This is a genomic window from Qipengyuania sp. Mu-71 (assembly GCF_036867055.1).
Classification (GTDB): Bacteria; Pseudomonadota; Alphaproteobacteria; order Sphingomonadales; family Sphingomonadaceae; genus Qipengyuania; species Qipengyuania profunda.
In genome coordinates this window covers 709,451-733,605 of sequence record NZ_JBAJHR010000001.1, presented here as the reverse complement: position 1 = coordinate 733,605, position 24,155 = coordinate 709,451, and the positions used below count along the sequence as shown (strand labels likewise).

Annotated in this window: 26 protein-coding genes; 16 read left to right on the top strand and 10 right to left on the bottom strand. The window is 66.6% G+C overall.

What is annotated here, in order from left to right; translation table 11 throughout:
- The first annotated feature begins 10 nt into the window (after positions 1–10).
- The 7 genes from V6B15_RS03670 to V6B15_RS03640 all read left to right on the top strand — a co-directional run bounded on the left by V6B15_RS03670 (position 11) and on the right by V6B15_RS03640 (position 4,257).
- Positions 11–592 (top strand): NifU family protein, encoded by a 582-nt coding sequence (locus V6B15_RS03670; protein WP_320182038.1) that lies wholly within the window; start codon positions 11–13, stop codon positions 590–592.
- 28 nt (positions 593–620) lie between these two features.
- Positions 621–1,214 (top strand): malonic semialdehyde reductase, encoded by a 594-nt coding sequence (locus V6B15_RS03665; protein ID WP_334200070.1) that lies wholly within the window; start codon positions 621–623, stop codon positions 1,212–1,214.
- A gap of 36 nt (positions 1,215–1,250) precedes the next feature.
- Positions 1,251–1,862 carry a tRNA (adenosine(37)-N6)-threonylcarbamoyltransferase complex dimerization subunit type 1 TsaB gene (tsaB, locus tag V6B15_RS03660; RefSeq protein ID WP_334200069.1) on the top strand — a complete coding sequence of 204 codons (612 nt, stop codon included), beginning with the start codon at positions 1,251–1,253 and terminating at the stop codon, positions 1,860–1,862.
- The gene (locus V6B15_RS03655) at positions 1,859–2,311 is read left to right on the top strand and encodes a GNAT family N-acetyltransferase (protein ID WP_334200068.1); all 453 of its coding nucleotides are present in this window, start codon (positions 1,859–1,861) and stop codon (positions 2,309–2,311) included. Before tsaB ends, V6B15_RS03655 begins: the two co-directional genes overlap by 4 nt.
- Positions 2,312–2,426: 115 nt before the next feature.
- Entirely contained in the window at positions 2,427–2,864 is a 438-nt protein-coding gene (locus V6B15_RS03650) for a MucR family transcriptional regulator (protein WP_253515175.1), read from the top strand.
- Between the two features lie 75 nt (positions 2,865–2,939).
- A complete protein-coding gene (locus V6B15_RS03645) occupies positions 2,940–3,362 on the top strand; it encodes a Fur family transcriptional regulator (RefSeq protein WP_253515174.1) in 423 nt (140 codons plus the stop codon).
- Positions 3,334–4,257, top strand: a complete 924-nt coding sequence (locus tag V6B15_RS03640) for a lysophospholipid acyltransferase family protein (protein ID WP_334200067.1) — start codon at positions 3,334–3,336, stop codon at positions 4,255–4,257. The genes V6B15_RS03645 and V6B15_RS03640 overlap by 29 nt, the downstream gene beginning before the upstream one ends.
- Here the strand turns inward: V6B15_RS03640 and V6B15_RS03635 are convergent.
- The 6 genes from V6B15_RS03635 to V6B15_RS03610 form a co-directional block, all read right to left on the bottom strand.
- The gene (locus V6B15_RS03635) at positions 4,254–5,138 is read right to left on the bottom strand and encodes a LysR substrate-binding domain-containing protein (protein ID WP_334200066.1); all 885 of its coding nucleotides are present in this window, start codon (positions 5,136–5,138) and stop codon (positions 4,254–4,256) included. The genes V6B15_RS03640 and V6B15_RS03635 overlap by 4 nt on opposite strands.
- Before the next feature lie 68 nt (positions 5,139–5,206).
- Positions 5,207–6,073 (bottom strand): hemolysin family protein, encoded by an 867-nt coding sequence (locus tag V6B15_RS03630; RefSeq protein ID WP_334200065.1) that lies wholly within the window; start codon positions 6,071–6,073, stop codon positions 5,207–5,209.
- 72 nt (positions 6,074–6,145) lie between these two features.
- The gene (gene ybeY / locus V6B15_RS03625) at positions 6,146–6,634 is read right to left on the bottom strand and encodes an rRNA maturation RNase YbeY (RefSeq protein ID WP_334200064.1); all 489 of its coding nucleotides are present in this window, start codon (positions 6,632–6,634) and stop codon (positions 6,146–6,148) included.
- Between the two features lie 93 nt (positions 6,635–6,727).
- Positions 6,728–7,771 (bottom strand): PhoH family protein, encoded by a 1,044-nt coding sequence (locus V6B15_RS03620; protein ID WP_334200063.1) that lies wholly within the window; start codon positions 7,769–7,771, stop codon positions 6,728–6,730.
- A 95-nt stretch (positions 7,772–7,866) separates the two neighbouring features.
- Positions 7,867–9,210, bottom strand: coding sequence for a tRNA (N6-isopentenyl adenosine(37)-C2)-methylthiotransferase MiaB (gene miaB / locus V6B15_RS03615; RefSeq protein ID WP_334200062.1), 1,344 nt, complete (start codon positions 9,208–9,210; stop codon positions 7,867–7,869).
- An 89-nt stretch (positions 9,211–9,299) separates the two neighbouring features.
- Positions 9,300–9,761 (bottom strand): peptidylprolyl isomerase, encoded by a 462-nt coding sequence (locus V6B15_RS03610; RefSeq protein ID WP_253514934.1) that lies wholly within the window; start codon positions 9,759–9,761, stop codon positions 9,300–9,302.
- 100 nt (positions 9,762–9,861) lie between these two features.
- Here V6B15_RS03610 and mgtE point away from each other — a divergent pair, with 100 nt between their 5' ends.
- From mgtE to V6B15_RS03590, 4 genes are all read left to right on the top strand, one after another.
- A complete protein-coding gene (gene mgtE, locus V6B15_RS03605) occupies positions 9,862–11,307 on the top strand; it encodes a magnesium transporter (RefSeq protein WP_320182027.1) in 1,446 nt (481 codons plus the stop codon).
- A 308-nt stretch (positions 11,308–11,615) separates the two neighbouring features.
- The gene (locus V6B15_RS03600; RefSeq protein ID WP_253514930.1) at positions 11,616–12,005 is read left to right on the top strand and encodes a DUF1489 family protein; all 390 of its coding nucleotides are present in this window, start codon (positions 11,616–11,618) and stop codon (positions 12,003–12,005) included.
- A 172-nt stretch (positions 12,006–12,177) separates the two neighbouring features.
- Positions 12,178–13,968 carry a methyl-accepting chemotaxis protein gene (locus V6B15_RS03595; protein WP_334200061.1) on the top strand — a complete coding sequence of 597 codons (1,791 nt, stop codon included), beginning with the start codon at positions 12,178–12,180 and terminating at the stop codon, positions 13,966–13,968.
- Between the two features lie 62 nt (positions 13,969–14,030).
- Entirely contained in the window at positions 14,031–14,273 is a 243-nt protein-coding gene (locus V6B15_RS03590; RefSeq protein WP_330767237.1) for a hypothetical protein, read from the top strand.
- 57 nt (positions 14,274–14,330) lie between these two features.
- On the opposite strand, the gene V6B15_RS03585 is transcribed toward V6B15_RS03590, so the two are convergent.
- The 3 genes from V6B15_RS03585 to V6B15_RS03575 all read right to left on the bottom strand — a co-directional run bounded on the left by V6B15_RS03585 (position 14,331) and on the right by V6B15_RS03575 (position 17,182).
- The gene (locus V6B15_RS03585) at positions 14,331–15,014 is read right to left on the bottom strand and encodes a DsbA family oxidoreductase (RefSeq protein ID WP_334200060.1); all 684 of its coding nucleotides are present in this window, start codon (positions 15,012–15,014) and stop codon (positions 14,331–14,333) included.
- Entirely contained in the window at positions 15,011–15,793 is a 783-nt protein-coding gene (nudC, locus tag V6B15_RS03580; RefSeq protein WP_334201321.1) for an NAD(+) diphosphatase, read from the bottom strand. Before nudC ends, V6B15_RS03585 begins: the two co-directional genes overlap by 4 nt.
- A 78-nt stretch (positions 15,794–15,871) precedes the next feature.
- The gene (locus tag V6B15_RS03575) at positions 15,872–17,182 is read right to left on the bottom strand and encodes a serine hydrolase domain-containing protein (protein ID WP_334200059.1); all 1,311 of its coding nucleotides are present in this window, start codon (positions 17,180–17,182) and stop codon (positions 15,872–15,874) included.
- Positions 17,183–17,293: 111 nt separating this feature from the next.
- On the opposite strand from V6B15_RS03575, the gene V6B15_RS03570 reads away from it, so the two are divergent.
- Entirely contained in the window at positions 17,294–17,515 is a 222-nt protein-coding gene (locus tag V6B15_RS03570) for a hypothetical protein (protein WP_334200058.1), read from the top strand.
- Here the strand turns inward: V6B15_RS03570 and V6B15_RS03565 are convergent.
- Positions 17,512–18,546 (bottom strand): A/G-specific adenine glycosylase, encoded by a 1,035-nt coding sequence (locus V6B15_RS03565; protein ID WP_334200057.1) that lies wholly within the window; start codon positions 18,544–18,546, stop codon positions 17,512–17,514. The genes V6B15_RS03570 and V6B15_RS03565 overlap by 4 nt on opposite strands.
- 14 nt (positions 18,547–18,560) lie before the next feature.
- Here V6B15_RS03565 and V6B15_RS03560 point away from each other — a divergent pair, with 14 nt between their 5' ends.
- The 4 genes from V6B15_RS03560 to V6B15_RS03545 all read left to right on the top strand — a co-directional run bounded on the left by V6B15_RS03560 (position 18,561) and on the right by V6B15_RS03545 (position 24,137).
- Positions 18,561–19,133, top strand: coding sequence for a DUF721 domain-containing protein (locus V6B15_RS03560; RefSeq protein WP_442969002.1), 573 nt, complete (start codon positions 18,561–18,563; stop codon positions 19,131–19,133).
- Entirely contained in the window at positions 19,130–19,837 is a 708-nt protein-coding gene (locus V6B15_RS03555; protein WP_334200056.1) for a thioredoxin domain-containing protein, read from the top strand. The genes V6B15_RS03560 and V6B15_RS03555 overlap by 4 nt, the downstream gene beginning before the upstream one ends.
- Before the next feature lie 109 nt (positions 19,838–19,946).
- A complete protein-coding gene (locus V6B15_RS03550) occupies positions 19,947–20,687 on the top strand; it encodes a thioredoxin domain-containing protein (protein WP_253514923.1) in 741 nt (246 codons plus the stop codon).
- Between the two features lie 27 nt (positions 20,688–20,714).
- Positions 20,715–24,137: a chromosome segregation SMC family protein gene (locus V6B15_RS03545; RefSeq protein ID WP_334200055.1), complete on the top strand. Its 3,423-nt coding sequence runs from the start codon at positions 20,715–20,717 to the stop codon at positions 24,135–24,137.
- Positions 24,138–24,155 lie beyond the last annotated feature (18 nt).

The following is a 24,155-nucleotide window of genomic DNA, read 5'->3' as shown; positions in this document are numbered from 1 at the left end:
ATCGTGGTCCATGTTCATAGAGACCGAAACGACGCCCAACCCGGCGAGCCTCAAATTCCTCCCCGGCCAGCAGGTCATGGCGCAGGGCACGCGCGAATTCGCCTCCCCCGAAGCTGCCGAGGCCAGTCCGCTGGCGCAGGCGATCTTCGATACGGGCGAAGTCGTGAACGTGTTCTTCGGCGGCGATTTCGTCACGGTTACGGTCGCGCCCGGTGCCAGCTGGAGCGATCTCAAGCCCCAGGTACTGGCGATCCTGCTCGACCATTTCGTGGCGCAGGCGCCGCTGTTCACCCCGGGCAGCGCCGGGGGCATTGCGGTCCCGCCCGAAGACGAAGGGATGCTGGTCGAAGAGCGCGAGGAAGATGGCGACATCATCGCGCAGATCAACGAATTGCTGGAAACCCGGGTCCGGCCCGCAGTCGCCGGCGACGGCGGCGATATCCAGTACCGCGGTTACCGCGACGGCGTGGTCCATTTGCAGATGCAGGGCGCGTGCTCGGGCTGCCCCTCCTCCACCGCCACGCTCAAGCACGGCATCGAGGGATTGCTGAAGCATTACGTGCCCGAGGTCGTCGAAGTCCGCGCCGCCTGATCCCCCGACATCCGTAGGAGTCCTTCCCGTGGCCGATACCCTTTCGCCCGACGCACTCGACCTGATCTTCCGCGAAGCGCGCAGCTATAACGGCTGGCTCGACAAGCCCGTCAGCGACGAGCAGATCCACGCGATCTACGAATTGCTCAAGATGGCGCCGACATCGGCCAATATGCAGCCTGCGCGGATCGTCTGGGCCAAGTCCGCCGCCGCCAAGGACAAGCTCGCCGCGCTGGCGATGGACGGCAATAAGGACAAGATCACCTCGGCCCCGGTGGTCGCGATCATCGGCTACGACATCGATTTCCACGAGGAACTGCCGTGGCTGTTCCCGCATACCGACGCCAAAAGCTGGTTCGACGGTGACGAGGAAGGCCGCAAGGAAGGCGCGTTCCGCAATTCCTCGCTGCAGGGCGCTTACCTGATCATCGCCGCGCGCGCGCTGGGGCTCGACTGCGGCCCGATGTCGGGCTTCGACAATGACGCGGTCGACAAGGCGTTCTTCGCCGACCAGCCGCGCCATCGCAGCAATTTCATCTGCGCCATCGGCTATGGGGACCGCGAAAGCATCTTCGCGCGCAGCCCGCGCCCCGACTTCGACAAGTTCAACCGTATCGACTGACTTGCAGCCGCGCTTTTGCTGGGGCAGTGCGCGGTCATGCGCGTCCTTGCGATTGAAACTGCCACCGAGGCCTGTTCGGCTGCGCTGTTCGACAACGGCGCGCTGGTCGATTCTCGCCACGAAGTGCTGGGCCGCGGCCATGCCGAGCGGCTGGTCCCGATGATTGCCGAATTGCCGGGCAAGGGCCGCGCGGACGAGATCCGCGTTTCGCTCGGGCCGGGCAGCTTTACCGGTGTGCGGATCGGGCTGGCGGTGGCGCGGGCGCTGGGAATCGCCTGGCACGCCGAAGTCCGCGGCTATCCGACACTGGCGCTGGTCGCCGCAATGGCGCGGGGGGATAGCGGGCAGACGGTGACCGCATGCATGACCGGCGGGCATGGCGAATGGTTCGTGCAGGACTTCGGCGGCGACGGCTTGCCGCTGGGCGCAGTCGCTTCCTTCCCGCCCGCCAATGCCGCGGCGCGCTCCCTTGGCGACCTGCTTGCAGGATCGAAGGCCGAAGAGCTTGGCGAGCTTGCCGGTCGCACGCCCGATCCGGTCCGCCTGCCCGATGCGCGCCATGTGCCCGCCCTGCCCGACAGCCTGCTGCGCGCCGATCTCGCCCCGCTGTACGGGCGCGCCCCGGATGCGAAACTGCCGGGGGGATGAGCGAGCTCGACCAGCTGATGGCGGTGATGGAGGCCGCCTTCGACCCGCACTGGCGCGAAGCATGGACGCGCCAGCAGGTCGAAAATTCGCTGGCCATGCCGCACACCTATGCGATTCTGCTCGATGCCGAGGGCAAACCAATAGTCGGCACGAATATCGCCGCGGGCTTCATTCTCGCCAAGCGCGCGCCGGGCGAAGAGGAGATGCTGCTGATCGGCGTTCGCCCCGAATTGCGCGGGCGAGGACTTGGCCGGACACTGATCGAGACTTTCGCCCGCCTGGCGCTCGACGGTGGAGCCGAGAGTATATTCTTGGAAATGCGCGCAAATAATCCCGCCGAGACACTTTATCGCGAGTGCGGGTTCGAACCGATCGGTCGCCGGGTCGATTATTACCGGACAGCGGATGGCACTCGGCTGGACGCCATCACCTTCGCGCGGAAGTTGTAAAAGCGCGACAAGAATAACCTTTCCCAACAGTCGTTGCATTTTCTTGTCGAATTTATACAATGCGACGAGCGCGGGTCGCGACGCGGGTAACATCCCAAATTTTTGAAGGTAAATGATGGAAGATTTCAAGACCGACATGGGCGAGACCCTGATTACGCTAACCTCGGATATTGTGGCGGCCCATGTGAGCAATAACAGCGTCGCGGTCGACGAAGTGCCGACGCTGATCTCGAACATCTACAATGCACTTTCGGGGCTTGGCGGAACCGAGCCCGAAGAAGAAAAGCCCGAACCTGCGGTGCCCATTCGTTCGTCGGTGAAGAAAGATTACATCGTCTGTCTCGAAGACGGGAAGAAGATGAAGATGCTCAAGCGGCATCTCAAGACCGCCTACGACATGACCCCCGAGGAATATCGCGCGCGCTGGAACCTGCCTGCCGATTACCCGATGGTCGCCCCCGCCTATGCCGAGAAGCGGCGCGAGCTGGCGGTCAAGATCGGACTGGGCCGTAAACCCGGCCAGAAGCGCGGCCGTAAGAAGAAGGAAGCGTAAAGCCCTTCGGTTCGCCTTGAGCAAGACGCCCCGGCCCGATAAGGGTACGGGGCGTTTTTTATGCGGGAAGCAAAATTGCACCAGAAAATCGATCTTGAACAATTGTGCGCCGACAAAGGTCTGCGCATTACTGAGCAGCGCCGGGTCATCGCGCGCGTGTTGTCGGAAAGCGACGACCATCCCGATGTCGAACTGCTGCACGAACGCGCCAACAAGATCGATTCGGGCATCTCGATCGCGACCGTTTATCGCACGGTACGGCTGTTCGAAGAGGCCGGTATTCTCGACCGCCACGATTTCGGTGACGGGCGCGCGCGTTACGAGGCGGTGCCCGAGGCGCATCATGACCATCTGATCGATGTCGAGACCGGCAAGGTCGTCGAATTCGTCGATCCGGAGATCGAGGCGCTGCAGAAGCAGATCGCCGCCAAGCTGGGCTACCGCCTCGTCGACCACCGGCTGGAACTCTATGGCGTCCGCCTCGACCGCGAAGGCTAAGGGCCTCGCGCAGGCCGAACGGCGGCTGGCCCGCCTGTCCGCCCGCCGGCTGGCCGCGATGCGCGGCGAGAAAACCCCGCTGACCGTGCGCGAATGGCTGCGCTTCGCCCTGCGCACGCTGGGGATCCTGCTTGGGCTGCTGGTCAGCGTGCCGCTGCATTACCTCTACCGGGTGTTCGCCTATGGCTCGCCCTTCCCGATGCTGTTCCTGCGCTATACCGCCTGGGTCGTCGGGGCGCGGGTGCAGATCCGCGGGACGCCGCTTCGGCGCGACGTGTTCTTTATCGCCAACCATGTCTCATGGGTCGATATCCTTGCACTGGCAGGCGCGACGGGGACCGCCTTCGTCGCCAAATACGAACTGTCGCAAGTGCCCGTTATCGGCTGGTTGTGCCGCCTTAACCGCACCGTCTTCGTCAAGCGCGAGAACCGCATGGACGTGGCCCAGCAAATCAATGCGCTGAAAGAGGCGCTGGCGGACAATTGGTCGGTCACCGTCTTCCCCGAAGGCACGACCACCGATGGCAAATCGCTGCTGCCCTTCAAGAGTTCGATGCTGTCGGTGCTCGAACCCCCGCCGCCGGGCGTGCTCGTCCAGCCGGTGGTGCTCGACTATGGCGAGGTGTCCGAATTCATCGGCTGGATCGGCGAGGAAGACGGGCTCAACAACGCGATGCGCGTGATGGGCCGCAAGGGCTCGTTCCGCCTGCGGATTACCTATCTCGAGCCGTTCAGCCCCGAGGAATATCACGGGCGCAAGGCGATCGCCGCGAAAGCGCGCGAAGAAATCGAGGAAGAACTGGGCGCGACGCTCGACGAACCGCTGCGCGATTTCCGCCATACGGTCGAAGCGATCCGCTATTTCGCGCCCGACGGGACGCCCCGCGAAGGCTAGAGCCCGGCCTTGACCAGCCAGTCGTGGAACAGCCGCACCGGGCGTTCTTCCAGCGCGGTGGGCTTGCACACGAACCAATAGCTATAGGGGCTTTCGACCGCGACTTCGAACAGGGTCGCCAGCCGGCTGTCGGCCGCGCGGCGCATATGGTCGTCATGCATGATCGCGATGCCCAGCCCCTGCGCGGCTGCCTCGAGCATGATCTGGCCCGAATCGAAATGGTCGATCGCCGCAGGTTCGAGATCGGCGAAGCCGATTTCCGCGCGCCAGGCGGTGAAGCTTTCGGGCAGTTCGTTGTGGATCAGGAAAGTCTGCCGGGCGAGCAGATCCCGGTCGGGGGTGGACCCGAGCGTGTCGGCAAGGTCGCGATTGCAGATCGCGTGGACCTTGTTGTAATCGAGCCGGACGGCGTGCAGCCCGCGCGACGGCCCGCGCGAGAGGATGATCGCGGCATCGAGGACATCGCCCACGCGGTCCTCAAGATGCGCGCCGGTATCGATATCGATATGCAGCAGCGGATGGCGTTCGCGCAGTTCGCCAAGCTTGGGAAACAGCCGCTGCGTGCCGAACAGCGGCAGTACGCCCAGCCGCAGGCGCAACAGCGAGAGGTTTTCCGACTGGCTTTCGACCGCCCGCGCAAGCGCTTCGAGCTGCGGGTTCACCGCTTCGAAAAAGGCGTGTCCGTCATCGGTCAGCTGCATCGACTGGCGCGCGCGGGTGAACAGCTTCTTGCCGACGAATTCTTCGAGATTGCCGATCCGCCGCGACAGCGCCGAAGGGCTGAGCCCCAGCTCGTCCGCCGCACCGCGCGCGGAGCCGAGCCGGACGGTGCGAACAAACGCCTCGAGGGCGCGCAAGGGGGGCAGTCGCCGGGTAGCCATGATGGTTGCACGCTATGGTCGCAATTCGTCGCTGTCGAGGGCGAATGTGCGATAATCTGCAACTGTCGTCACATGACTGTTGCAGAATCCTCGGGTGCGTGCAGGCGCAGGCGCTTCACATGGGTTTCGTCGCCATCGGTGACCTCGATCCGCCAGCCGCTGCGATGTTCGAGCACACGCCCGACCTCGGGCACCTGTTCGGCCAGCACGAAGGCCAGCCCCCCCAGCGTATCGACCGATTCCTCGACCTCGGCCAGCGCGGGCGAGACCTTCTCGGCGACATCGTCGAGCTCGGCGCGGGCGTCGCAGTCCCACATGCCCTCGCCGATATCGACGATCCATTCCTCGGGCGCCTCGTCGTGTTCGTCCTCGATCTCGCCGACGATTTCCTCGACCAGATCCTCGATCGTGATGAGACCGTCGGTGCCCGAAAACTCGTCGACCACCACCGCCAGATGCATGCGCTGCGCGCGCATATCGGCCAGCACGTCGAGCGCGTTGCGCGTCTGCGGGACATAGAGCGGCTGACGCATCAGCACGGTCCAGTCGCTCGGCGGGGCCTCGCGCCGGGCGAGGATGGTGAAGACGTCCTTGATGTGGATCATGCCGATCACATCGTCGAGCTGGTCGCGGTAGACGGGCATGCGCGAATGGCCGTGTTCGGCGAAGGTCTCGACCAGCTGGTCCCAGCTGGCGGTGGCCTCGATCGCGATGATCTGCCCGCGCGGTACCGCGACATCGTCGGCATCGTGCTCGGAAAAATGCAGCAGATTGCGCAGCATCTGGCGCTCGACCAGCGACAAATCGCCCGTGCCGCTATGCTCGGGCGTGTCGTCGCCGTTTTCGTCCTCGTGCTCGTCGATCGCGTCTTCCAGCTGCGCACGCAGCGAGCGTTCGCCGTAGTCGGGGTCGAAGAATTTCCGGATGGCGAGCATAAGCCCGCTGCTACTCTCCGCGTCTCCCGCGGGTGATGACGAATCGGGCATGGCCCTAATTATGCACTCCAGTCAGTTGCGGTCCCCATATGGGTCGGCGATACCCAATTTTGCAAGCGCTGCGATCTCGAGCGCTTCCATCGCTTCGGCCTGCGTGTCCGAATCGACATGATCATGGCCGGCAAGGTGTAACAAACCGTGGATGAGCAGGTGCGCCGCATGCGCCTCGAGCGGCACTCCCTTGTCCGCCGCCTCGCGCGCGCAGGTGCCCGCGGCCAGCGCCAGATCGCCGAGCATTTCGGGCGGCCCCTCGGGGGCGAGGTCGAGCAGGTCGGCGCGCTCGAGCATGGGGAACGACAGCACATTGGTGGGCTTGTCCTTGCCGCGCCATTCGCGGTTGAGCGCGTGCACCTCCTCATCCGAAGTGAACAGCACCGAAGCTGTCAGCCGCGGATTGTCCAGCGCGGGCTCGACAGTGCCCAGCGCCGCATGCGCGCGCACGGTCAGCGCATCCCACTCCACGTCCGCGGGCCAGCCGTCAATGTCGATGTCGAAATCCATTTCCGACCCTCTGTCATTGCGAGCGCAGCGAAGCAATCCAGCGCGCAGTTCTATGGATTGCCGCGTCGCCTGCGGCTCCTCGCAATGACTAACTTAGGCGCTCGGCCCCTCGTAGGCCTCGACGATGCGGCCGACGATCGGGTGGCGCACGACGTCGGCGGCGGTGAAGCGGATCGTGCCGAAGCCGTCGACGCCTTCGAGCTTGCCGACCGCATCGGCCAGCCCGCTCATCCCGTCGCCGCCGGGAATGTCGACCTGCCGCGGATCGCCGCAGATCACCATCCGGCTGTTCTGGCCGAAGCGGGTGAGGAACATCTTCATCTGTTCGCGCGTGGTGTTCTGCGCTTCGTCGAGGATGACGAAGGCATCGGCCAGCGTGCGGCCGCGCATGAAGGCGATCGGCGCGATCTCGATCTCGCCCGAGGCCAGCCGCCGCTCGACCTGTTCGGGCGGCATGCAATCGTAGAGCGCGTCGTACAGCGGGCGCAGATAGGGATCGACCTTCTCTTTCAGATCGCCGGGCAGGAAGCCGAGCTTTTCGCCCGCTTCCACCGCAGGGCGCGAGAGGATCAACCGCTGCACGCTGCCGGTGATCAGCTGCGCGACCGCCTGCGCCACCGCCAGATAGGTCTTGCCCGTCCCTGCCGGACCCAGCGCGAAGATGATGTCGTCGCGCACCAGGCTGCGCATATAGGTGGTCTGCATCGCGCTGCGCGGAACGATGGTCTTGCGCCGCGTGCGGATCATGATCGGCGGGCCAACCTTGTCATTGCCCGGTTCGGTGCCGACGATCCCGTCGAGCGTCGGTTCGTCCGACATGGTGATCAGCGCCTCGATCGCCCCCGCGTCGAGATCCTGCCCCACGGCCAGCTTGTCGTACATCGCCTTGAGCACGTCGCGCGCGCGGGCGACGCTGTCTTCGGGGCCTTCGATATGCAGCTGGTTACCGCGGGCGGAGATGAACACGCCGAGGCGGTTTTCCACCTGCACCAGATTGGCGTCGAACTGGCCGAACAGCGCGCCCAGCAGGCTCTGGTTGTCAAAGCCGAGATCGACCTGTGCGCGGCGCACTTCGCGCTGCGGAGAGGGCGGCGGGGAGAAGGTCTGTGCGTCCTTCTGGACAGGTTTGCGGGCCATAGGCTCCTTTCGAATGCGACTCGGAGTTTAGGCTTCAACGCACCGCGCGCAAGTTGGTCCACGCTGCGAGACGGTGGATAGTCATCCCGCAGTAATCAGGCGGCGACAGTCTCGCGCAGCATCCCGGCAAGCGAGTTGGGGCCCGCCTCGACCAGTTCGACTTGCACCAGGTCGCCGATCTGCACGTCGCCTTCGAACCACGCGCTTTGCAGCCACGGCGTCTTGCCGAGCCACTGGCCGGGCAGCTTGCCCTTGCGTTCGACCAGTACCTCGCAGGTGCGGCCGACGGTGTTTTCATTGAACGCCAGCTGGTCGCGGTTGAGCGCGGCCTGGAGCCGCTGCAGGCGCTCGTCCATGACCTCTTTCGCCACCTGCCCGTCCATCGTCGCAGCCGGCGTTCCGGGCCGCGGCGAGTATTTGAAGCTGAAGGCCTGCGCATAGGCGACCTCGCCGACCAGCTGCAGCGTTTCCTCGAACTCGGCATCGGTCTCGCCGGGGAAGCCGACGATGAAGTCGCCCGACAGCGCGAGATCGGGCCGCGCGGCGCGGAAGCGGTCGAGCAGCTCGAGATAGCTGGAGACGCTGTGGCTGCGGTTCATCGCCTTGAGCACGCGGTCGCTGCCCGCCTGCACGGGCAGGTGGAGGAACGGCATGAGCTTGGGCGTGTCGCCATGCGCGGCGATCAGCTCGTCGTCCATGTCGGCCGGGTGGCTGGTGGTGTAGCGGATGCGCGCGAGGCCATCGATCGCGGCGATGTCGCGGATCAGACCCGCTAGGCCCACCGCGTGGCCCCTGTCATTCTCGCCGCTCCACGCGGACACGTTCTGGCCGAGCAGCGTGATTTCCTTCGCGCCCGCTTCGACCAGCTTGCGCGCTTCGGTCACCAGATCGCTGTAAGGACGCGAGATTTCCGCGCCGCGGGTATAGGGCACCACGCAATAGGTGCAGAACTTGTCGCAGCCTTCCTGCACGGTGAGGAAGGCGGTCGGGCCGATCCGCCGGCGATCGGGCAGTGCGGCGAACTTGGCGATCGCGGGCATATCGGTATCAGTCGCGCGTTCGCCCTGCACTGCGCGGCCAAGCATTTCGGGCAGGCGGTGGTAGGCCTGCGGGCCGACGACCATGCTCACCGCGGGCGAGCGTTTCATGATCTCCTCGCCCTCGGCCTGCGCGACGCAGCCCGCGACCGCGATCATCGGCGCCTTGTCCTGCGTCTTGCCCTTGGTCAGGCGGCCGATGTCCGAATAGACCTTCTCCGCCGCCTTCTCGCGAATGTGGCAGGTGTTGAGCACCACCAGATCGGCATCCTCGCCCTCGGCTGCGGGCGCGATGCCCTGCGCGTCGAGCATCTCGGCCATGCGTTCGCCGTCATAGACGTTCATCTGGCAGCCGAAGCTCTTGACCCGGTAGGTCTTGGGAGGGGTGGTGGTCGGTTTCATGAGTGGCGCGCCTTTACCCGATGGGACCAGCCCTTTCAACGAAAAGGGCGGCTCGTGGCCGCCCTTCCCGTTTTCGATCCCGGCGAAGTTTACCCAACAGTCGCCTTGACGATCTTGCCCGGGTTTGCAGGCGGTTCGCCCTTGGGGAGCGCGTCGACGTGTTCCATGCCGCTCTCGACCTGGCCCCAGACGGTGTACTGGCCGTCGAGGAATTCGGCGTCGTCGAAGCAGATGAAGAACTGCGAATTGGCGCTGTCGGGCACCTGCGTGCGGGCCATCGAGCAGGTCCCGCGCGTGTGCGGTTCGCTGTTGAATTCGGCCTTGAGGTCGGGCTTGTCGCTGCCGCTCATCCCGGTGCCGGTCGGATCGCCGCCCTGCGCCATGAAGCCGGGGATCACGCGGTGGAAGACCACCCCGTCGTAGAAGCCTTCGCCCGCGAGCGTGGTGATGCGTTCGACATGGCCGGGCGCGAGGTCGGGACGCAGCTTGATGACCACGTCCTTGTTGTCGCCATCGCCGGTGTCGAGAGTGAAGGTCAGCTTGTCCGCCATCGGGGTATCTCCTGTGATTGGTTGGCCGCCTACATAGGGATTGTGCACGGCGTGTCACCCTCTGCTTGCAATCCCGCCGCGTCTGCCTAGACCGCAGGCCATGGCCGATGCGACGCCGCCCGAAGACGATGTGATGCTGGCCGATCCGCCCGTCGAGGAGGCGCGCCCCGACGACCGTATCGACGACGAACGGATGGATGAGGAGAACACGCTCAAGGCGGAGTTCGTCCGCTCGGTCGCCGATGCGCTGAACGAAGGCGACGGCAAGGCGGTCTACGAGCTGGTCGAGCCGCTCCACCCCGCCGACATCGCCGATTTGCTCGAACTGTTCGAGCGCGAGGAACGCTACCAGCTCGCTGCGACGATCACCGACCTGATGACCTCGGACGTGGTCGCCGAGCTCAACGATTACGTCCGCGAGGACATGATGGAGGCGCTGCCGCCCGAGGCGGTGGCGCAGATCGTCGACCAGCTCGAAACCGACGATGCGGTCCAGCTGATCGAGGATCTCGACGAGGCCGACCAGCGCGCCATCCTGGCCGAGATCGAGCTGGAAGACCGGATCGCGATCCAGTCCGCGCTCGCCTATCCCGAGGAGACCGCGGGCCGGTTGATGAGCCGCGATTTCGTCGCGGTGCCCGAGCATCTGACCGTCGGCGATCTGATCGATTTCCTGCGCGAGGGCCGCGACCTGCCCGACGAATTCTTCGAGGTCTTCGTGGTCGACGAGAAGCACCACCCGGTCGGCACCTGCGCGCTGAGCTGGGTATTGCGCGCGCCGCGCAGCATTGCGCTGGCCGATGTGATGAAGCGCGACCAGACGCTGATCCCGGTGATGCTCGACCAGGAAGAGGTCGGGCTGATGTTCCAGAAGTACAACCTGATCAGCGCCGCGGTGGTCGACGAGAACGAGCGGCTGGTCGGCCAGATGACGGTCGACGACGTGGTCCACATCATCTCCGAAGAAGCGGGCGAAGATGCGCTGCTGATGAGCGGCGCGGGCGAAGGCGACATCAACGAGCCGATCCGTGAAGCCTATTCGGCGCGTGTGCGCTGGCTGGTCGCCAATCTGGGCACCGCGCTGGTCGCCAGCCTGATCATCGCGCTGTTCGGCGCGGCGATCGAACAATTGGTGGCGCTGGCGGTGCTGATGCCGATCGTCGCCAGCATCGGCGGCAATGCGGGCACGCAGACGATGGCGGTGACCGTCCGCGCGATCGCCACCAACCAGCTGACGCGCAGCAACACGCGCCGCATCCTGATCCGCGAAATGCGCGTGGCGGTGCTCAACGGGATGACCATCGCGGTGCTGGTGGGGCTGGCGACGGGCGTGATCTTCACTCCCCTGCTCGGCGGCGTGATCGCGCTGGCGATGGTGATCAACGTGGTCACTGCAGGGCTGGCGGGCGTGCTGGTCCCGGTCGCCTTCGAACGGCTCGACCAGGACCCGGCAGTGGCGAGTAGCGTGTTCGTGACGATGATCACCGATTCGATGGGCTTCTTCGCCTTCCTCGGCCTCGCCGTGGCCTGCGGGGTCACGGGGTAGCAAGCCTACACATGGACCGGGTGTTACACGGTTCAGGGCGAAAAAAGCTGCGGGTGGTTGCTGCGCTGCGAAACCGCGGAAATACGGGAGCCGGAGGGGAAGAGATGCGCGCATTGGTGCATCCTGCCGGGGATCGATCGATGTAGGAAAGTGGTGACTTTGCCGTCCCCATCACGTCACCCCGGACCTGATCCGGGTTCGGGGCTGCCTGGCCTCGCCCGCATCCGATGAAAAGAAGCACCGGCCCCGGATCAGGTCCGGGGCGACGGGGGAGTTGAGGTTTCGCTGGTATCCCCTATCTCACCCCCATGCCGCTCAACCTGACCAAGATCGCCTTCGGTGCGCAGAGCTATGCCGATATCGAGAACTGGTATGCCGCGCGGCGCAGCCCAAACCTCACCACGCGTTATCGCCCGACCAAGTGGGAACAGTGCATCGGCGGGTCGCTGTTCTGGATCCACCAGCACAGCATCGTCGCGCGCAGCGAGATACTGGGGTTCAGCGAAACCCCCGACGGGCGCTGGTCGATCGACCTCGAACCGGTACTGGTCCGCGTCCACCCGCGCCCCAAGCGTGCGCACCAGGGCTGGCGCTATCTCAAGGGCGAGGTTCCGCGCGACCTGGCGCCGGGCGAAGACATCGGCGATGCGCTGCCCGGCAAGCTGGCGGGCAAGCTCGAACGACTGGGCTTGATCTGAAAATCGTGCTTCATCATGCAAATGCCTGAATTCAAAGCTTTATGACATCGACGCGACCGCGACGTTTCTGAATTAAGTCATTGGTTTTATAGGCTTTTTCGTGTCATGGTTTACGCCTTGGTAAGGGCTGGCGCGTAATCGGGCGCCATCACCAATCACATGGCTTCCCCCGATGACCGCCCAGCCGAATTTCGTCCACGCTTTCGCTCGTGCAGCCGATAGCGAGCAGCCGCCCGCCGAGCCCGCCGCCGCCTTGCCCCCGCCCGCCGATGAGCGCCCCGCGCCGCGTCGCCGGCTGGCTGGCCGGTTAGCGCACATGCGCGCGAGCATCGCGGGCAAGGTGCGGATCTTCGCGATCTCCTTCACGCTGATTCTCACGCTGCTGGGCCTACTGCTGGGCGGCACTCTGGCGGTGCTGTCGACGCGTGCGGGCGATGCTTCGGTCAGCGCCTCGCGCGCGCTGGCGGCCTCGCAACTGGCAACCTCGATCGCCGAAAGCCGCTATTTCGCCTCGCGCTATGCGGCGGAGGGCGAGGCCCGGATGATCGCCTCGGCCTTTGCCACGCTCGACCAGGCGCGCAGCGAGATCGACGCCACGATCGCGCTCGACGGCGGCGGCAGCCAGTCGCGCGAACAGATGGAATGGCTGGTGACGCAGGTCGAGGGGTTCGCGCCCGAACTGCGCGCGCTGCAGGCCTCGATCAATGCGCATGGCCCCTCGCCCACGGGTGACGCGCTGGCCGGTGCGATCGACATTTCGGGCAGCCAGCTTGCCCAGCAGGCCGAAGAGATCGAAACCACGCTGCGGCTGCAGGCCGATGCCGCGCAGCAGGCGCTGGATACGCTGGGCACATGGGCGATCGTGCTGGCGCTGACGATGATCGCGGGCTGCATCGTGCTGGTGATCGCCGGCGCGCGCGGCCTGTCGCGGCAGGTCTCCGGCTCCTTGTCCGAGATCACCGGCGCGATGACGCGGCTGGCGCGCGGCGACCGGTCGATCGAAATCCCCGCTACGGGCCGCGAGGACGAAATTGGCGAAATGGCGCGCGCGCTGGTAGTGTTCCGCGAAAGCGCCGATGCGCTGGCCGAACTGCAGCGCAAGGCACGCACCGAGCAGAATGCAGTGCTGCGGCGGCTGGTCGACAATTTCCAGGGCGGCGTGGGCGAAGCGGTGGGCAGCGTGGCGCAGGCCGCGCGCGAGCTGCAGGCAACTTCGACCGACATGGCCGGCGCCGCGACGCGCACCATCGGTTTCGTCGAACAGGTTTCGCGCGACATGGCCGAAACGCAGGTCGGGGTGACCGCGGCCGCCTCCGCCAGCGACCAGTTCGCCATGTCGATCGCCGAGATCGGGCGGCAGGCGGGCAATTCGGCGGGCGTGGTGCAGGATGCACGCCAGACCACCGAAGTGGCCGACCGCAAGATGGCCGACCTTGCCAATGTGGCGGAGGAGATCGGCGAAGTGGTCGACATGATCGGCGCGATTGCCGACCGCACCAATTTGCTCGCGCTCAACGCCTCGATCGAGGCGGCGCGCGGCGGCGAGGCCGGACGCGGCTTCGCGGTGGTGGCGAGCGAGGTCAAGGAGCTGGCACGGCAGACGCGCGAGGCGACGGGCGACGTCGGCCGCCGGATCGTCGGTATGCAGGTGGTGACGCGCGAAAGCGTGGAGGCGCTGGCACGCATCGGCGAACGCATTCGCGAGGTCGAGATGACCGCCACCGCGATCGCGCAGGCGGTGGACGAGCAATCGCTGTCGAGCCGCGAGCTGGCCCATAATCTCGACCTCGCCGCCAATGGCGTCGATGCGGTGGGAAGCAATCTGGCGCAGATCGGCGACATGGCGCGCGGCACCGGCGCGGCGGCCGAACAGGTGCTGACCTCAGCCGACCAACTCGACGGGACCGCCCGCGCGCTCGATGCGAGTTCGCGCGGGTTCGTCCACTCGGTACGGGCCGCCTGACCCGCCCAATCTCGGAACATCAGGGCGGGCCGCCCCGTTGGTTGGGCAAAGGAGAAACGCATATGCCCGAACGCCAATCACGCCATCCCGACAACGAACTGATCGCCGAGATGACCGAGAATGCGACCCCCTCGCAGCAGGGCTCGGCCGGCGGCGAAGTCAATCGCCAGGTCGGCAAGCGGGGTGAACTCAACCGCGCGACCGATCCCGCAAACCGCGAGCCCGAAACGGGTTCGGACAATCCCGCGCAGGACGCGCAGAAGGGCGACAAGACGCTGTCTGCCATCCAGGATTCGCGCGGCTGAGCTTTCAGACGCGACCGATGACCGAGCGCCCCGCCCTCACCGGCGGGGCGTTTGCGTTCAGGCGGCGGTCTTCTGTGCCACCCGGCGCAGCGCGTCGGCATAGGCTTCGGGTGGCTGCGCGCCGGGGATCATGAACTTGTTTTCCACGATCATCGCCGGCACGCCGGTGATGTTGAAATCCCACGCCGCGCGTTCCTCGGCGCGGACCTTGTGCGCCCATTCCTCGCTTGCCAGTGCGGCTTCGGCTGCTGCGCGGTCGAGACCGACGCTGTCCGCCACGTCGAGCAGAACCGCGTGGTCGCCGATCTGGCGCCGCTGGTTGAAATGCGCTTCGAACAAGGCGAGCTTGAGCTCGGTCTGTTTTTCCGGGCCGTGCGCCTCGCCCGCCCAGGTCAGCAGCTTGTGCGCATCGAAGGTGTTCCACATCCACCGCGGCGGTTCGGGATCGCCGCCTTGGTAATCGAGCGATACGCCCGCGTTTTGCGCCGCTTCGCGCATGCGCCCCTGCACCGCCTTGGACTGCTCGAGGGTCGAGCCATATTTGCGCGCTATGTGCGCTGTGCTTTCCTCGCCCTCGGGCGGCATGTCTGGATTGAGCTCGAAGGCATGCCAGCGGATATCCGCCTCGATCTCGCCCTCGAGCTGCGCGAGACCCTTCTGCAGGCTGCCCCAGCCGACGAGGCACCACGGGCACATGACATCGGACCAGATATCGATCCGCAAGGTTCTGGGTTCGCTCATCTTTCCATCCACCACTGCAGCAGGTGATGCGCTATAGCATGCGGCGGCGGGGCGACGAAGGGACCGTTCCCTTCCAGCGCCGCACCGACCTGTTCGCGCGTGAAAAACTCGACTTCGGCCATTTCGGTCTCGTCGATCGTCAGTTCGTCGCTGTCGGCATGGCTGTGGCAGCCGATCATCAGCTGGCTGGGAAAGGGCCATGGCTGGCTGGCGACATAGGTCACGTCGCGCACGCGCACGCCCGCTTCCTCGAGCACTTCGCGCGCGACGCCTTCCTCGATGCTTTCGCCCGGTTCGACGAAGCCCGCGAGCGCGGAAAAGCGCCCCTCGGGCCAGCCCAGCCCGCGCCCCAGCATCAGCCGGCCTTCATGTTCCACCAGCATGATCGTGACCGGGTCGGTGCGCGGGAAGTGGCTGGCTTCGCAGGCAGTGCAATTGCGCTGCCAGCCGCCCTTGGCGAGCTTGGTGTCGCCGCCGCACTGCGCGCAGAAACGGTGCCGTGCGTGCCAGTCGGCAAGGCTGCGCGCGCCGCCATATATCGCCAGATCGTCGGGTTGCAGCGTGGACATCAGCGACCACAGCTGCGGGTTCGCCATGCGCGGGGTCGCATCGCCGCGCGGCGGGACCGCGGCGAAGCAGGCCTTGCCCTCATCCAGCCCGAGGAAGCACAATTCGGCATCCTCGGGTACATCGGCGAGCGTGCCCCAGACCAGCCGATTGGCATCGTCGAGCGACGGCATCAGCCCGTCGAGCGTGAGCACCCGCGCCTTCCAGTTCATGCAGCCGGCGAGCCGTTCGGGATCGGCGCGGACGTGATCGGCGCGGTCGAGCCGCGACCCGGTAAACGACAGCACGGTTTACGCCTTAGCCCCCTGCATCGCGGCCAGATCTGCGGTCACCGCTTCGGGGAAACCTTCGTGAATGGGATAGCTGTCCGACGGCATGTACTGGGTCATCAGATTGGCGCGCAGCCCGGCCTTGTAATTGACGAAAGCGACCGTGCCTGCCGCGCCGCCCCAGCCGTAAGCGCCGTCGGTCACGCGTCCGCCCGCGCCGAAACCCTGGCCTTCGACCCAGGTGCCTTCGGTGGTGGCGGTTTCGGGCAGCAGGTTGGAGGTGCCCACGCGCACCGCCAGCTCGCCCATCACGCGCCTGCCCTCGATCACGCCGTAGCCGAGCAGCATCTTGAGGAAGCGGTCGTAATCGCGCGGGCTCGACACCAGCCCCGCGCCGCCGAAGGGGAACGGCGGCTTGTCGAGATAGATCGACGCCTTGGCCGGATCCATCGGGATCGGCGTGCCATTCATGATGCCGTAATTGGTGGTGAAGCGCCCGACTTCGCTTGCGGGGACGGTGAACCAGGTGCTGGTCATGCCCGCGGGTTCGAAGATTCGCTTATGCAGGAATTCGTCGAACGCCATGCCCGAGGCGACTTCGATCACGCGGCCGAGCAGGTCGAGACTGACCGAATAGCTCCACTTGCTGCCCGGCTGCAGCACCAGCGGCAGCTTGGCGAGCCGGTCGGCGAAGACATCGAGCCCCTCGACCGGGGTTGCGCGGCCGATCCCGGGGATCGGGATGCGGCTCACCTGTCCGGGGATCAGCCCCTGATCGGTATAGGCCTTGGTGATCGGCCCCTTCTGGACGATGCCATAACCAAGTCCAGCGGTATGCGTGAGCAATTGGCGCACGGTGATCGGCCGTTCCGCCGGAACGACATCGGTGATCGACCCGTCATAGGTCTTCTGCACCTGCATATTGGCATAGGCGGGTAGCAGTTCGGCAATCGGCTGGTCGAGCCGCAGTCGGCCCTCGTCGATCAGCATCATCGCGGCCATACCGGTGATCGGCTTGGTCATGGAATAGATGCGATAGAGGCTGTCGGCATCGGCCTTGACCGGGCCGCCGAGTGCGAGCGTGCCGCGGGCGATATATTGCGGATCGCGCGCGCCCCAGCCGAGCGTGGCGACCATGTTCGCGACCTTGCGCTCCGACACGTATTTGTCGACCATCGCGGTGACCGCCTGCCAGTTCGCCGCGCCGCCCTGCGCCAGCGCCATGCGGCCCATCGGATTGCCCGCCAGCGCCGCGCCGGCGGTAAGCCACGCGCCCCCGCGCAGGAGCGCACGGCGGGAGACCTGGGGGGTGTCGAACTCGCGAAAGGCCATGCGTATCTCTCCGTATCTGTATGTGCGCGCGTTTGTGCGGGACGCATGCGGGAGCGTCAATTGCGAATCGAAACGGTTGTCAAAGCGCGGTGTCCTATCTATGTAGAACACATGCTCAACATCCTCTCCATCCTGTTCGGGATCGTCTCGCTCGTAATCGTCATTCCGGCGACCATTCCGCTGCTCGGCTGGGCCAATTGGTTCGCGCTCCCGCTGATCGTGGTGGGCATTCTGGTAGGGCAGATGTCGTCGAGCAATGGCGGGCGCAATTTCTGCATCGTCGTGCTGCTGATCGCGGCGATCCGCCTGTCACTGGGCGGCGGGTTTATCTAATCCGCCAGCGCCAGCCGCGCGGCCTTGGCAAACAATGTCGGCAGCCCCGCTTCGTCGAGGCGGTCGAGCGGCCACCATTCGCCGCTACCCCCGACCGCCGGTGCATCGCGCTGGATTTGCACCGACAGTTCGAGCGCGAAATGCGTGAAGGTGTGACGCACCAGCCCCGCGCTTTCCCACACGCCCTGTAACGGCGGCTCGCCCGATCCGTCGCCGCGCGCGCTCCAGCCGTCATCGGGCAGCGCGCGCATTCCGCCGAGCATGCCGGTGCCCGCGCGTTTCACCAGCCACACCGCGCCGTCGCGCTCGATCCAGTAGGCCTGCCCCTGCCGCAGCGGCTTGGGCTTCTTCGGCGCCTTGACCGGCAACCGCGCCGGATCGCCCGCCGCACGGCCCCGGCAGGCCTGGCTGAGCGGGCACAGCAGGCACTTGGGATCGCGCGAGGTGCAGATCGTCGCGCCCAGATCCATCATCGCCTGCGCGAAATCGCCCGCGCGGTCATCGGGCGTGATCGCATCGGCGGCTACGCGGATCGGCTTGCGCGCGCCCGGCAGCGGCGCCTCGATCGCGAACAGCCGCGCGACCACCCGTTCGACATTGGCATCGACCACCACCGCGCGCTGCCCGAAGGCGATCGCCGCCACCGCCGCCGCGGTATAGGCGCCCAGCCCGGGCAATTCGCGCAATACCGCTTCGGTCTGCGGAAACCCGCCGCGCTGCGCCACGGCGCGGGCGCATCGCACCAGATTGCGGGCGCGCGAGTAATAGCCAAGCCCCGCCCATGCCGCCATGACGTCCTCCTCGGGCGCGGCGGCGAGCGCTTCGACCGTCGGCCAGCGCGTGGTGAAGGCTGCGAAATAGGGTTTCACCGCCGCCACCGTGGTCTGCTGCAGCATCACTTCGGACAGCCATACGCGATAGGCCCAGTTGCCGTCGGCGGGAGGCGCAGCACCGGGCCGCGCGCGCCACGGCAAGTCGCGTGCATGCGCATCGTACCAGTCGAGCAGATGTTCGGAGACAGTAGCGGCCACGGCGCGCTTATGGCATGAGCTTTCGCACCATGGGAAGCGACACCACCAGATCCGGCACGCCGGGCTCGAACAAGGGCGTGCGCGGCCGCCAGTATTCCCGCCCGCGCGGTGGCTTGGCGAAGCCGATCAGCGATTTGATGCCGCAGATCGGACGCAGCGCCTTTCGCCGCTTCGGCTTCGTCCAGAGCTCGGTCGTCAGCCGCTGGCCCGAAATCGTCGGCCCGACCCATGCACGCGTCTGCACGCCCGAGATGATCCGCTTTCCCCCCGGCGAGAAAGCCGAGGGAATCATGCACCTCGTGGTCAAACCCGCGCATGCGCCGCTGGTGCAGCAGGTGCTGCCCGAGATCATAGAGCGGGTGAACCGCTTCTTCGGCTATCGCGCGGTGGCGCGGATCAAGCTGCGGCAAGGCGAGGTTAAGCCGCCGCCCGACAGGGAAAAACCCAAGGCGCCGCCATCGCTCAAGCCCATTCCGATGGAATTGGGCGACAGCCTGCGCGACATCGGCGACCCCGAACTGCGCACCGTGCTCGAATCGCTGGCGCGCAGCATGGGGTCGCAAGAGAATGGGAATGAGGACACGTGACGAAGAAAAAGCTGACATTGGCCGCACTGGCGCTGGCCGGGGCCGGAACGCTGGCGATCACCGCCAGCGCGCAGGAACGGCTGGTCCTGCCGAGCGGCAATTGGGCGGCCATGCTCGACCGGACCGATGGCGGGCACCGCTTCGGCAATCCCGCCGCCGAGACCAAGCTCATCGAATTCATGAGCTACACCTGCTCGCATTGCGCACAATTCGCGCGGCGGGGCGATGGCGCGCTCAAGCTGGCCTATGTCCCCACGGGCAAGATCAGCTATGAAATCCGCCATCTGATCCGCGACCCGGTCGATCTGACCGCGGCACTGCTCACGCATTGCGGCGACCCGAAGAAATTCGGCCGCAATCACGAAGCGATCACCTATCGCTATGACGAATGGATCGAAAAGGCGCGCACCGCGACGCAGGCCCAGAAATCGCGCTGGCAGTTCGGCTCGCTGTCGGCCCGCTTGCAGGCGATCGCCAGCGATCTCGATTTCTACGACATCATGGAAACGCGCGGCTATTCGCGCGCCGAGATGAACCGCTGCCTGTCGGACGAGGCCAAGGCCAATGCGATGGCCGACCGTTCGGCCGCCGATGCCGAACGCTATGGCATCACCGGCACGCCCAGCTTCGTGCTCGACGGCAAGCTGCTCGAGGGTACGCACGACTGGCCCACGCTCGAAAAGCAGCTCAAGGACGCCATCTGACCGCGTTCGAACCGGTTTTCGGGGGAAAGCCCTGTGGATACGCCTGCCTCCGCCTTTTCACGGCTGCACCCCCGAGCCTAGCTTCTCCAGTCCAGACACGAGGATATTCATGACCAAGACCCTGCGTTTCGCCCTTGCCGCCCCGCTCGCCCTGGCGCTCGCCGCCTGTGGGTCCGCGGCCGAGGAAACCGGCGACATCGAAAGCGAAGCGATCGCCGCCATTCCCGCGCCCGAAGGCAGCGAATGGCGCACCACCGCGGTCATGACCGAAGACGGTGGCACGCTGGTCGGCAATCCCGACGCGCCGCTCAAGCTGATCGAATACGGCTCGCTCACCTGCGGCACCTGCGCGCGCTTCTCGATGGAAGGCGCGGAACCGCTGATGGAATATGTCGACAGCGGCGTGGTCAGCTTCGAACTGCGCCAGTTCGCGATCCACGGGCCGATCGACCTGATGTTGGGCCGGTTGACTCAATGCGGCCCCGCCTCCGCGGTCATCCCGCTGTCGGACCAGGTGTGGGGCAATTTCGAATCCATCATGGAGCCGGTCCAGACCAACCAGGCGGCTTTCGAAGCCGCCATGCAGCGCCCGATGGAGGAACGCTTCGTGGTCGCCGCCGAACAGCTCGGCTATCTCGATTTCTTCGCCGCGCGCGGGATCAGCGAAGATCAGGGCCGCCAGTGCCTGGCCGATGTCGCCAAGCTCGAGGAACAGGCCGATCACACGCAGCGCTACAGCCAGGAATACAACATCTCGGGCACGCCGACCTTCAAGCTGAACGGCCGCGATGTCGATGCCAACACCTGGGCGGCGCTGGAACCCATCCTCCAGCGCGCCGGCGCCAGGTAAGTCCGGCGCCGGGGGGACAGGACGACGATGCGCATCTCGAAGCTCCGGTTGAGCGGCTTCAAGAGCTTCGTCGAACCTGCCACCTTGCATATCGAGCCGGGGCTGACGGGAGTCGTCGGCCCCAATGGCTGCGGCAAATCCAACCTGCTCGAGGCGATCCGCTGGGTGATGGGCGAAAACTCGCCCAAATCCATGCGTTCGGGCGGGATGGAAGACGTCATCTTCGCCGGCACGCAAAGCCGCCCGCAGCGCGATTTCGCCGAAGTCGTATTGCAGGGCGCCGACGATGACGGCGACGAGATGGAAGTCGTCCGCCGGATCGAGCGCGGCGCGGGCAGCGCCTATCGGCTCAACGGCAGCGACGTGCGCGCCAAGGATGTCGCACTGATCTTCGCCGATGCGGCGACCGGCGCGCACAGCCCCGCGCTGGTCAGCCAGGGCAAGATCGCGCAGGTCATCGCCGCCAAGCCGACTGAACGCCGCCAGATGCTCGAGGAAGCCGCGGGGATCGCGGGTCTCCACGTCCGCCGCCGCGATGCGGAAAGCAAGCTGCGGCAGACCGAGACCAATCTCGAACGGCTCGAGGACATCATGGCCGGGCTCGACAGCCAGATCGCCTCGCTGCGGCGGCAGGCCAAGCAGGCCGAGCGCTACAAGAAACTGTCGGACGAGATAAAGAGCGCCGAGGCGCGGCTGGTGTTCGCGCGCTGGCGCGAGGCCGCCACGGCGGCGGAGGAAGCCAAGGCAGCCGCCGCGCAGGCCGATGCGCGCGTTGCCGAAGCGCAGCAGGAGGCCGATGCGGCGCAGAAGGCGCAGCGCAGTGCCGCCGAGGCGCTGGCCGAAGCGCGCGACGAACAAGCCGATCGCCGCGACGATGCCAGCGCGCATGGCCACCGCATGGCGGCGCTGAGCAGCCAGCTCGAAGCGGCGGAGCAGCGGCTCGCCGATCTCGACCGGCAGCGGGCACGGCTCGAGGCCGACCGCGGCGAAGCCGACCGGCTGACCAAGGATGCCGCCGAAGCGCTGTCGCGGCTCGAACGCGAGCTGGCCGCGAGCGAACAGGCGCTGGCGGGCGATGAAGAACAGCGGCCCGCGCTCGAACGCGCGCATGAAGATGCCGAGCGCGATAGCCGCGCCGCCGAACTCGCGCTGGCGCGCGCGACTGCCGACAATGCCGGGGTCGAGGCCGAATGGCGCGTCGCCGAGGCGGAAATCGCGCAGATCAGGACCCGGCTCGACCGCGCTGCGGCGGAAGGGCGCCGGATGGCCGAACGCCGCGCCGCGCTGGCGGGCGAGGATCCCGACGCCGATGTCGATGCTGCGAAGGCCGCAGCCGAAGAAGCCGCCCAAACGCTGGCCGACCGGCGCCGCACGCTCGAGGAGATGCAGGCGCGCAAGGCCGATCTGCAGGCCAGCCGCGACAGCGCCGCATCCGCGCTCTCCGAAGCGCGGGCCGAGCTGTCGGGCGTGCAACGCGAATGGGAAGCGCTCACCCGCGACCGCGAAGCGCGCGAACGCGCCGCAGCCAAGCGCAGCGGGCGGCAGCAGGCGATCGACGGCGTGCGCGCGGCCAAGGGCTATGAACGCGCGGTCGCAGCGGCGCTGGGGCGCGACGGCAAGGCATTGCTCGGCCTACCCGAAGGCGATGCCGAGGGGCGCTACTGGACCGGGGCTGTTGCCCCCTCGCCCGTCGCCGACAGCCTCTCCGCGCATGTCGAGACCTGTCCCGAGGAATTGCGCGCGCCGCTGGCGCTGATGCATGTGGCGGAGGCGGACGATGGGCGCACGCTCGCCCCGGGGCACTCGCTGGTCACGATGGATGGGCGGTTGCGGCGCTGGGACGGGCTTGTGGTGCATGGCGAAGGATCGGCCGAAGCGGCGCGGCTGGAAGCGGAGAACCGCTTTGCCGAGCTCGACGCGCGCCTGCCCGCGCTGCGCGACGCGGCGACTGCAGCGCAGGCGGCAATGGACACGGCAAGCGAGGAACTGGCGCGCTTGCAGCGCGATCTGGTCGCCGCCGAGCGCGAACTGGCCGGGACGGCGGAGACCGAGCGGCAGGCGCTGCGCGCGCTCGACCAGGCCGAATCCGCGCGCGAACGGCTCGCCTCGCGGCTCGAAGAACTGGACCGGAGCGAGGCCGAGCATGGCGAGCTGGTCGCTGCGGCGCAGGCCGACCTTGCCGCAGCCGAGGCCAAGCGCGATGCGTTGCCCGACCCTGCAGCGGGACGTGCCACGCTCGAAGCCGCCCGCGCGCAGAACGAAGCCGCGCGCACTGCGATGCAAGCGCGCGCTGCCGCGCTGGCGGCGCACGACCAGGCACTGGCGGTGGCGCGCGAGCGCGCCTCGGCGCAGCGCAGCGACATGGCCAATTGGCAGGCACGCAGCGGCGATGCGGCGCGGCGGCTGTCCGAGATGGAAACCCGCGCCGAGGAAATTACACAGGAGCGCGCGGTCATCGCTGCCAAGCCCGAGGGGCTGGTGCGCGAAATCGAACAGGGCGACCAGGTACGCGAGCGCCTGACCCGCGAGCTGGCCGCAGCCGAGCAGGCGGTCGCCGAAGCCAATGCGTTGGCGCAGGAGGCCGACCGCGGCTTCACCGCGACCAACGAGGCGCTGGCCGCAGCGCGCGAGAACCGCGCCGGCCTGTCCGCGCGGGCGGAAAGCCAGGACGGGCGCCGGATCGAGATGGCACGGATTTCGGGCGAGCGGTTCCAGTGCCCGCCCCCGCTGCTGCCGCAGCGCTTCGAATTCGACGAGGACGCGATCAAGTCGGCCGAGACCGAGAGCGATGAAATGGACCGGCTTTCCGCCAGCCGCGAGCGGATCGGTCCGGTCAACCTCGTCGCATCGGAGGAACTCGCGCGGATCGAGAGCGAGCATGGCGCGAATGTCGAGGAACAGGAGGAATTGCGTGAAGCGGTCAGTCGGCTGCGCGGGTCGATCGGCAATCTCAACCGCGAAGGCCGCGAACGGCTGCGGGCTGCCTTCGAACGGGTCAACGACCATTTCCAGCGGCTGTTCATGCGCCTGTTCGAGGGCGGCGAAGCGCATCTGGCGCTGATCGACAGCGACGATCCGCTGGAAGCCGGGCTGGAGATCTTCGCGCAGCCGCCGGGCAAGAAGCTGCAATCGCTCACGCTCCTGTCGGGCGGCGAACAGGCGCTGACCGCTACCGCGCTGATCTTCGCGCTGTTCCTTACCAATCCCGCGCCGATCTGCGTGCTCGACGAGGTCGATGCACCGCTCGACGATGCCAATATCGACCGTTTCTGCGACCTGCTCGACGCAATGACGCGCGAAACGCAGACCCGCTACCTGATCGTCACGCATAATGCGGTGACGATGAGCCGCATGCACCGCCTGTTCGGCGTCACGATGATCGAAAAGGGCGTCAGCCGCCTGGTCAGCGTCGATCTTGGCGGGGCCGAGGAATTGCTCGCGGCGGAGTGACCGGGTGCGGCCCCTCGG

Excerpts from the sequence above, each read along its gene's own strand:
- V6B15_RS03670 (WP_320182038.1), top strand. The coding sequence starts at position 11 with ATGTTCATAGAGACCGAAACGACGCCCAACCCGGCGAGCCTCAAATTC.
- tsaB (WP_334200069.1), top strand. The coding sequence starts at position 1,251 with ATGCGCGTCCTTGCGATTGAAACTGCCACCGAGGCCTGTTCGGCTGCG.
- V6B15_RS03655 (WP_334200068.1), top strand. The coding sequence starts at position 1,859 with ATGAGCGAGCTCGACCAGCTGATGGCGGTGATGGAGGCCGCCTTCGAC.
- V6B15_RS03650 (WP_253515175.1), top strand. The coding sequence starts at position 2,427 with ATGGAAGATTTCAAGACCGACATGGGCGAGACCCTGATTACGCTAACC.
- V6B15_RS03640 (WP_334200067.1), top strand. The coding sequence starts at position 3,334 with ATGGCGTCCGCCTCGACCGCGAAGGCTAAGGGCCTCGCGCAGGCCGAA.
- V6B15_RS03635 (WP_334200066.1), bottom strand. The coding sequence starts at position 5,138 with ATGGCTACCCGGCGACTGCCCCCCTTGCGCGCCCTCGAGGCGTTTGTT.
- V6B15_RS03630 (WP_334200065.1), bottom strand. The coding sequence starts at position 6,073 with ATGCTCGCCATCCGGAAATTCTTCGACCCCGACTACGGCGAACGCTCG.
- ybeY (WP_334200064.1), bottom strand. The coding sequence starts at position 6,634 with ATGGATTTCGACATCGACATTGACGGCTGGCCCGCGGACGTGGAGTGG.
- V6B15_RS03620 (WP_334200063.1), bottom strand. The coding sequence starts at position 7,771 with ATGGCCCGCAAACCTGTCCAGAAGGACGCACAGACCTTCTCCCCGCCG.
- miaB (WP_334200062.1), bottom strand. The coding sequence starts at position 9,210 with ATGAAACCGACCACCACCCCTCCCAAGACCTACCGGGTCAAGAGCTTC.
- V6B15_RS03610 (WP_253514934.1), bottom strand. The coding sequence starts at position 9,761 with ATGGCGGACAAGCTGACCTTCACTCTCGACACCGGCGATGGCGACAAC.
- mgtE (WP_320182027.1), top strand. The coding sequence starts at position 9,862 with ATGGCCGATGCGACGCCGCCCGAAGACGATGTGATGCTGGCCGATCCG.
- V6B15_RS03600 (WP_253514930.1), top strand. The coding sequence starts at position 11,616 with ATGCCGCTCAACCTGACCAAGATCGCCTTCGGTGCGCAGAGCTATGCC.
- V6B15_RS03595 (WP_334200061.1), top strand. The coding sequence starts at position 12,178 with ATGACCGCCCAGCCGAATTTCGTCCACGCTTTCGCTCGTGCAGCCGAT.
- V6B15_RS03590 (WP_330767237.1), top strand. The coding sequence starts at position 14,031 with ATGCCCGAACGCCAATCACGCCATCCCGACAACGAACTGATCGCCGAG.
- V6B15_RS03585 (WP_334200060.1), bottom strand. The coding sequence starts at position 15,014 with ATGAGCGAACCCAGAACCTTGCGGATCGATATCTGGTCCGATGTCATG.
- nudC (WP_334201321.1), bottom strand. The coding sequence starts at position 15,793 with ATGAACTGGAAGGCGCGGGTGCTCACGCTCGACGGGCTGATGCCGTCG.
- V6B15_RS03575 (WP_334200059.1), bottom strand. The coding sequence starts at position 17,182 with ATGGCCTTTCGCGAGTTCGACACCCCCCAGGTCTCCCGCCGTGCGCTC.
- V6B15_RS03570 (WP_334200058.1), top strand. The coding sequence starts at position 17,294 with ATGCTCAACATCCTCTCCATCCTGTTCGGGATCGTCTCGCTCGTAATC.
- V6B15_RS03560 (WP_442969002.1), top strand. The coding sequence starts at position 18,561 with ATGAGCTTTCGCACCATGGGAAGCGACACCACCAGATCCGGCACGCCG.
- V6B15_RS03550 (WP_253514923.1), top strand. The coding sequence starts at position 19,947 with ATGACCAAGACCCTGCGTTTCGCCCTTGCCGCCCCGCTCGCCCTGGCG.
- V6B15_RS03545 (WP_334200055.1), top strand. The coding sequence starts at position 20,715 with ATGCGCATCTCGAAGCTCCGGTTGAGCGGCTTCAAGAGCTTCGTCGAA.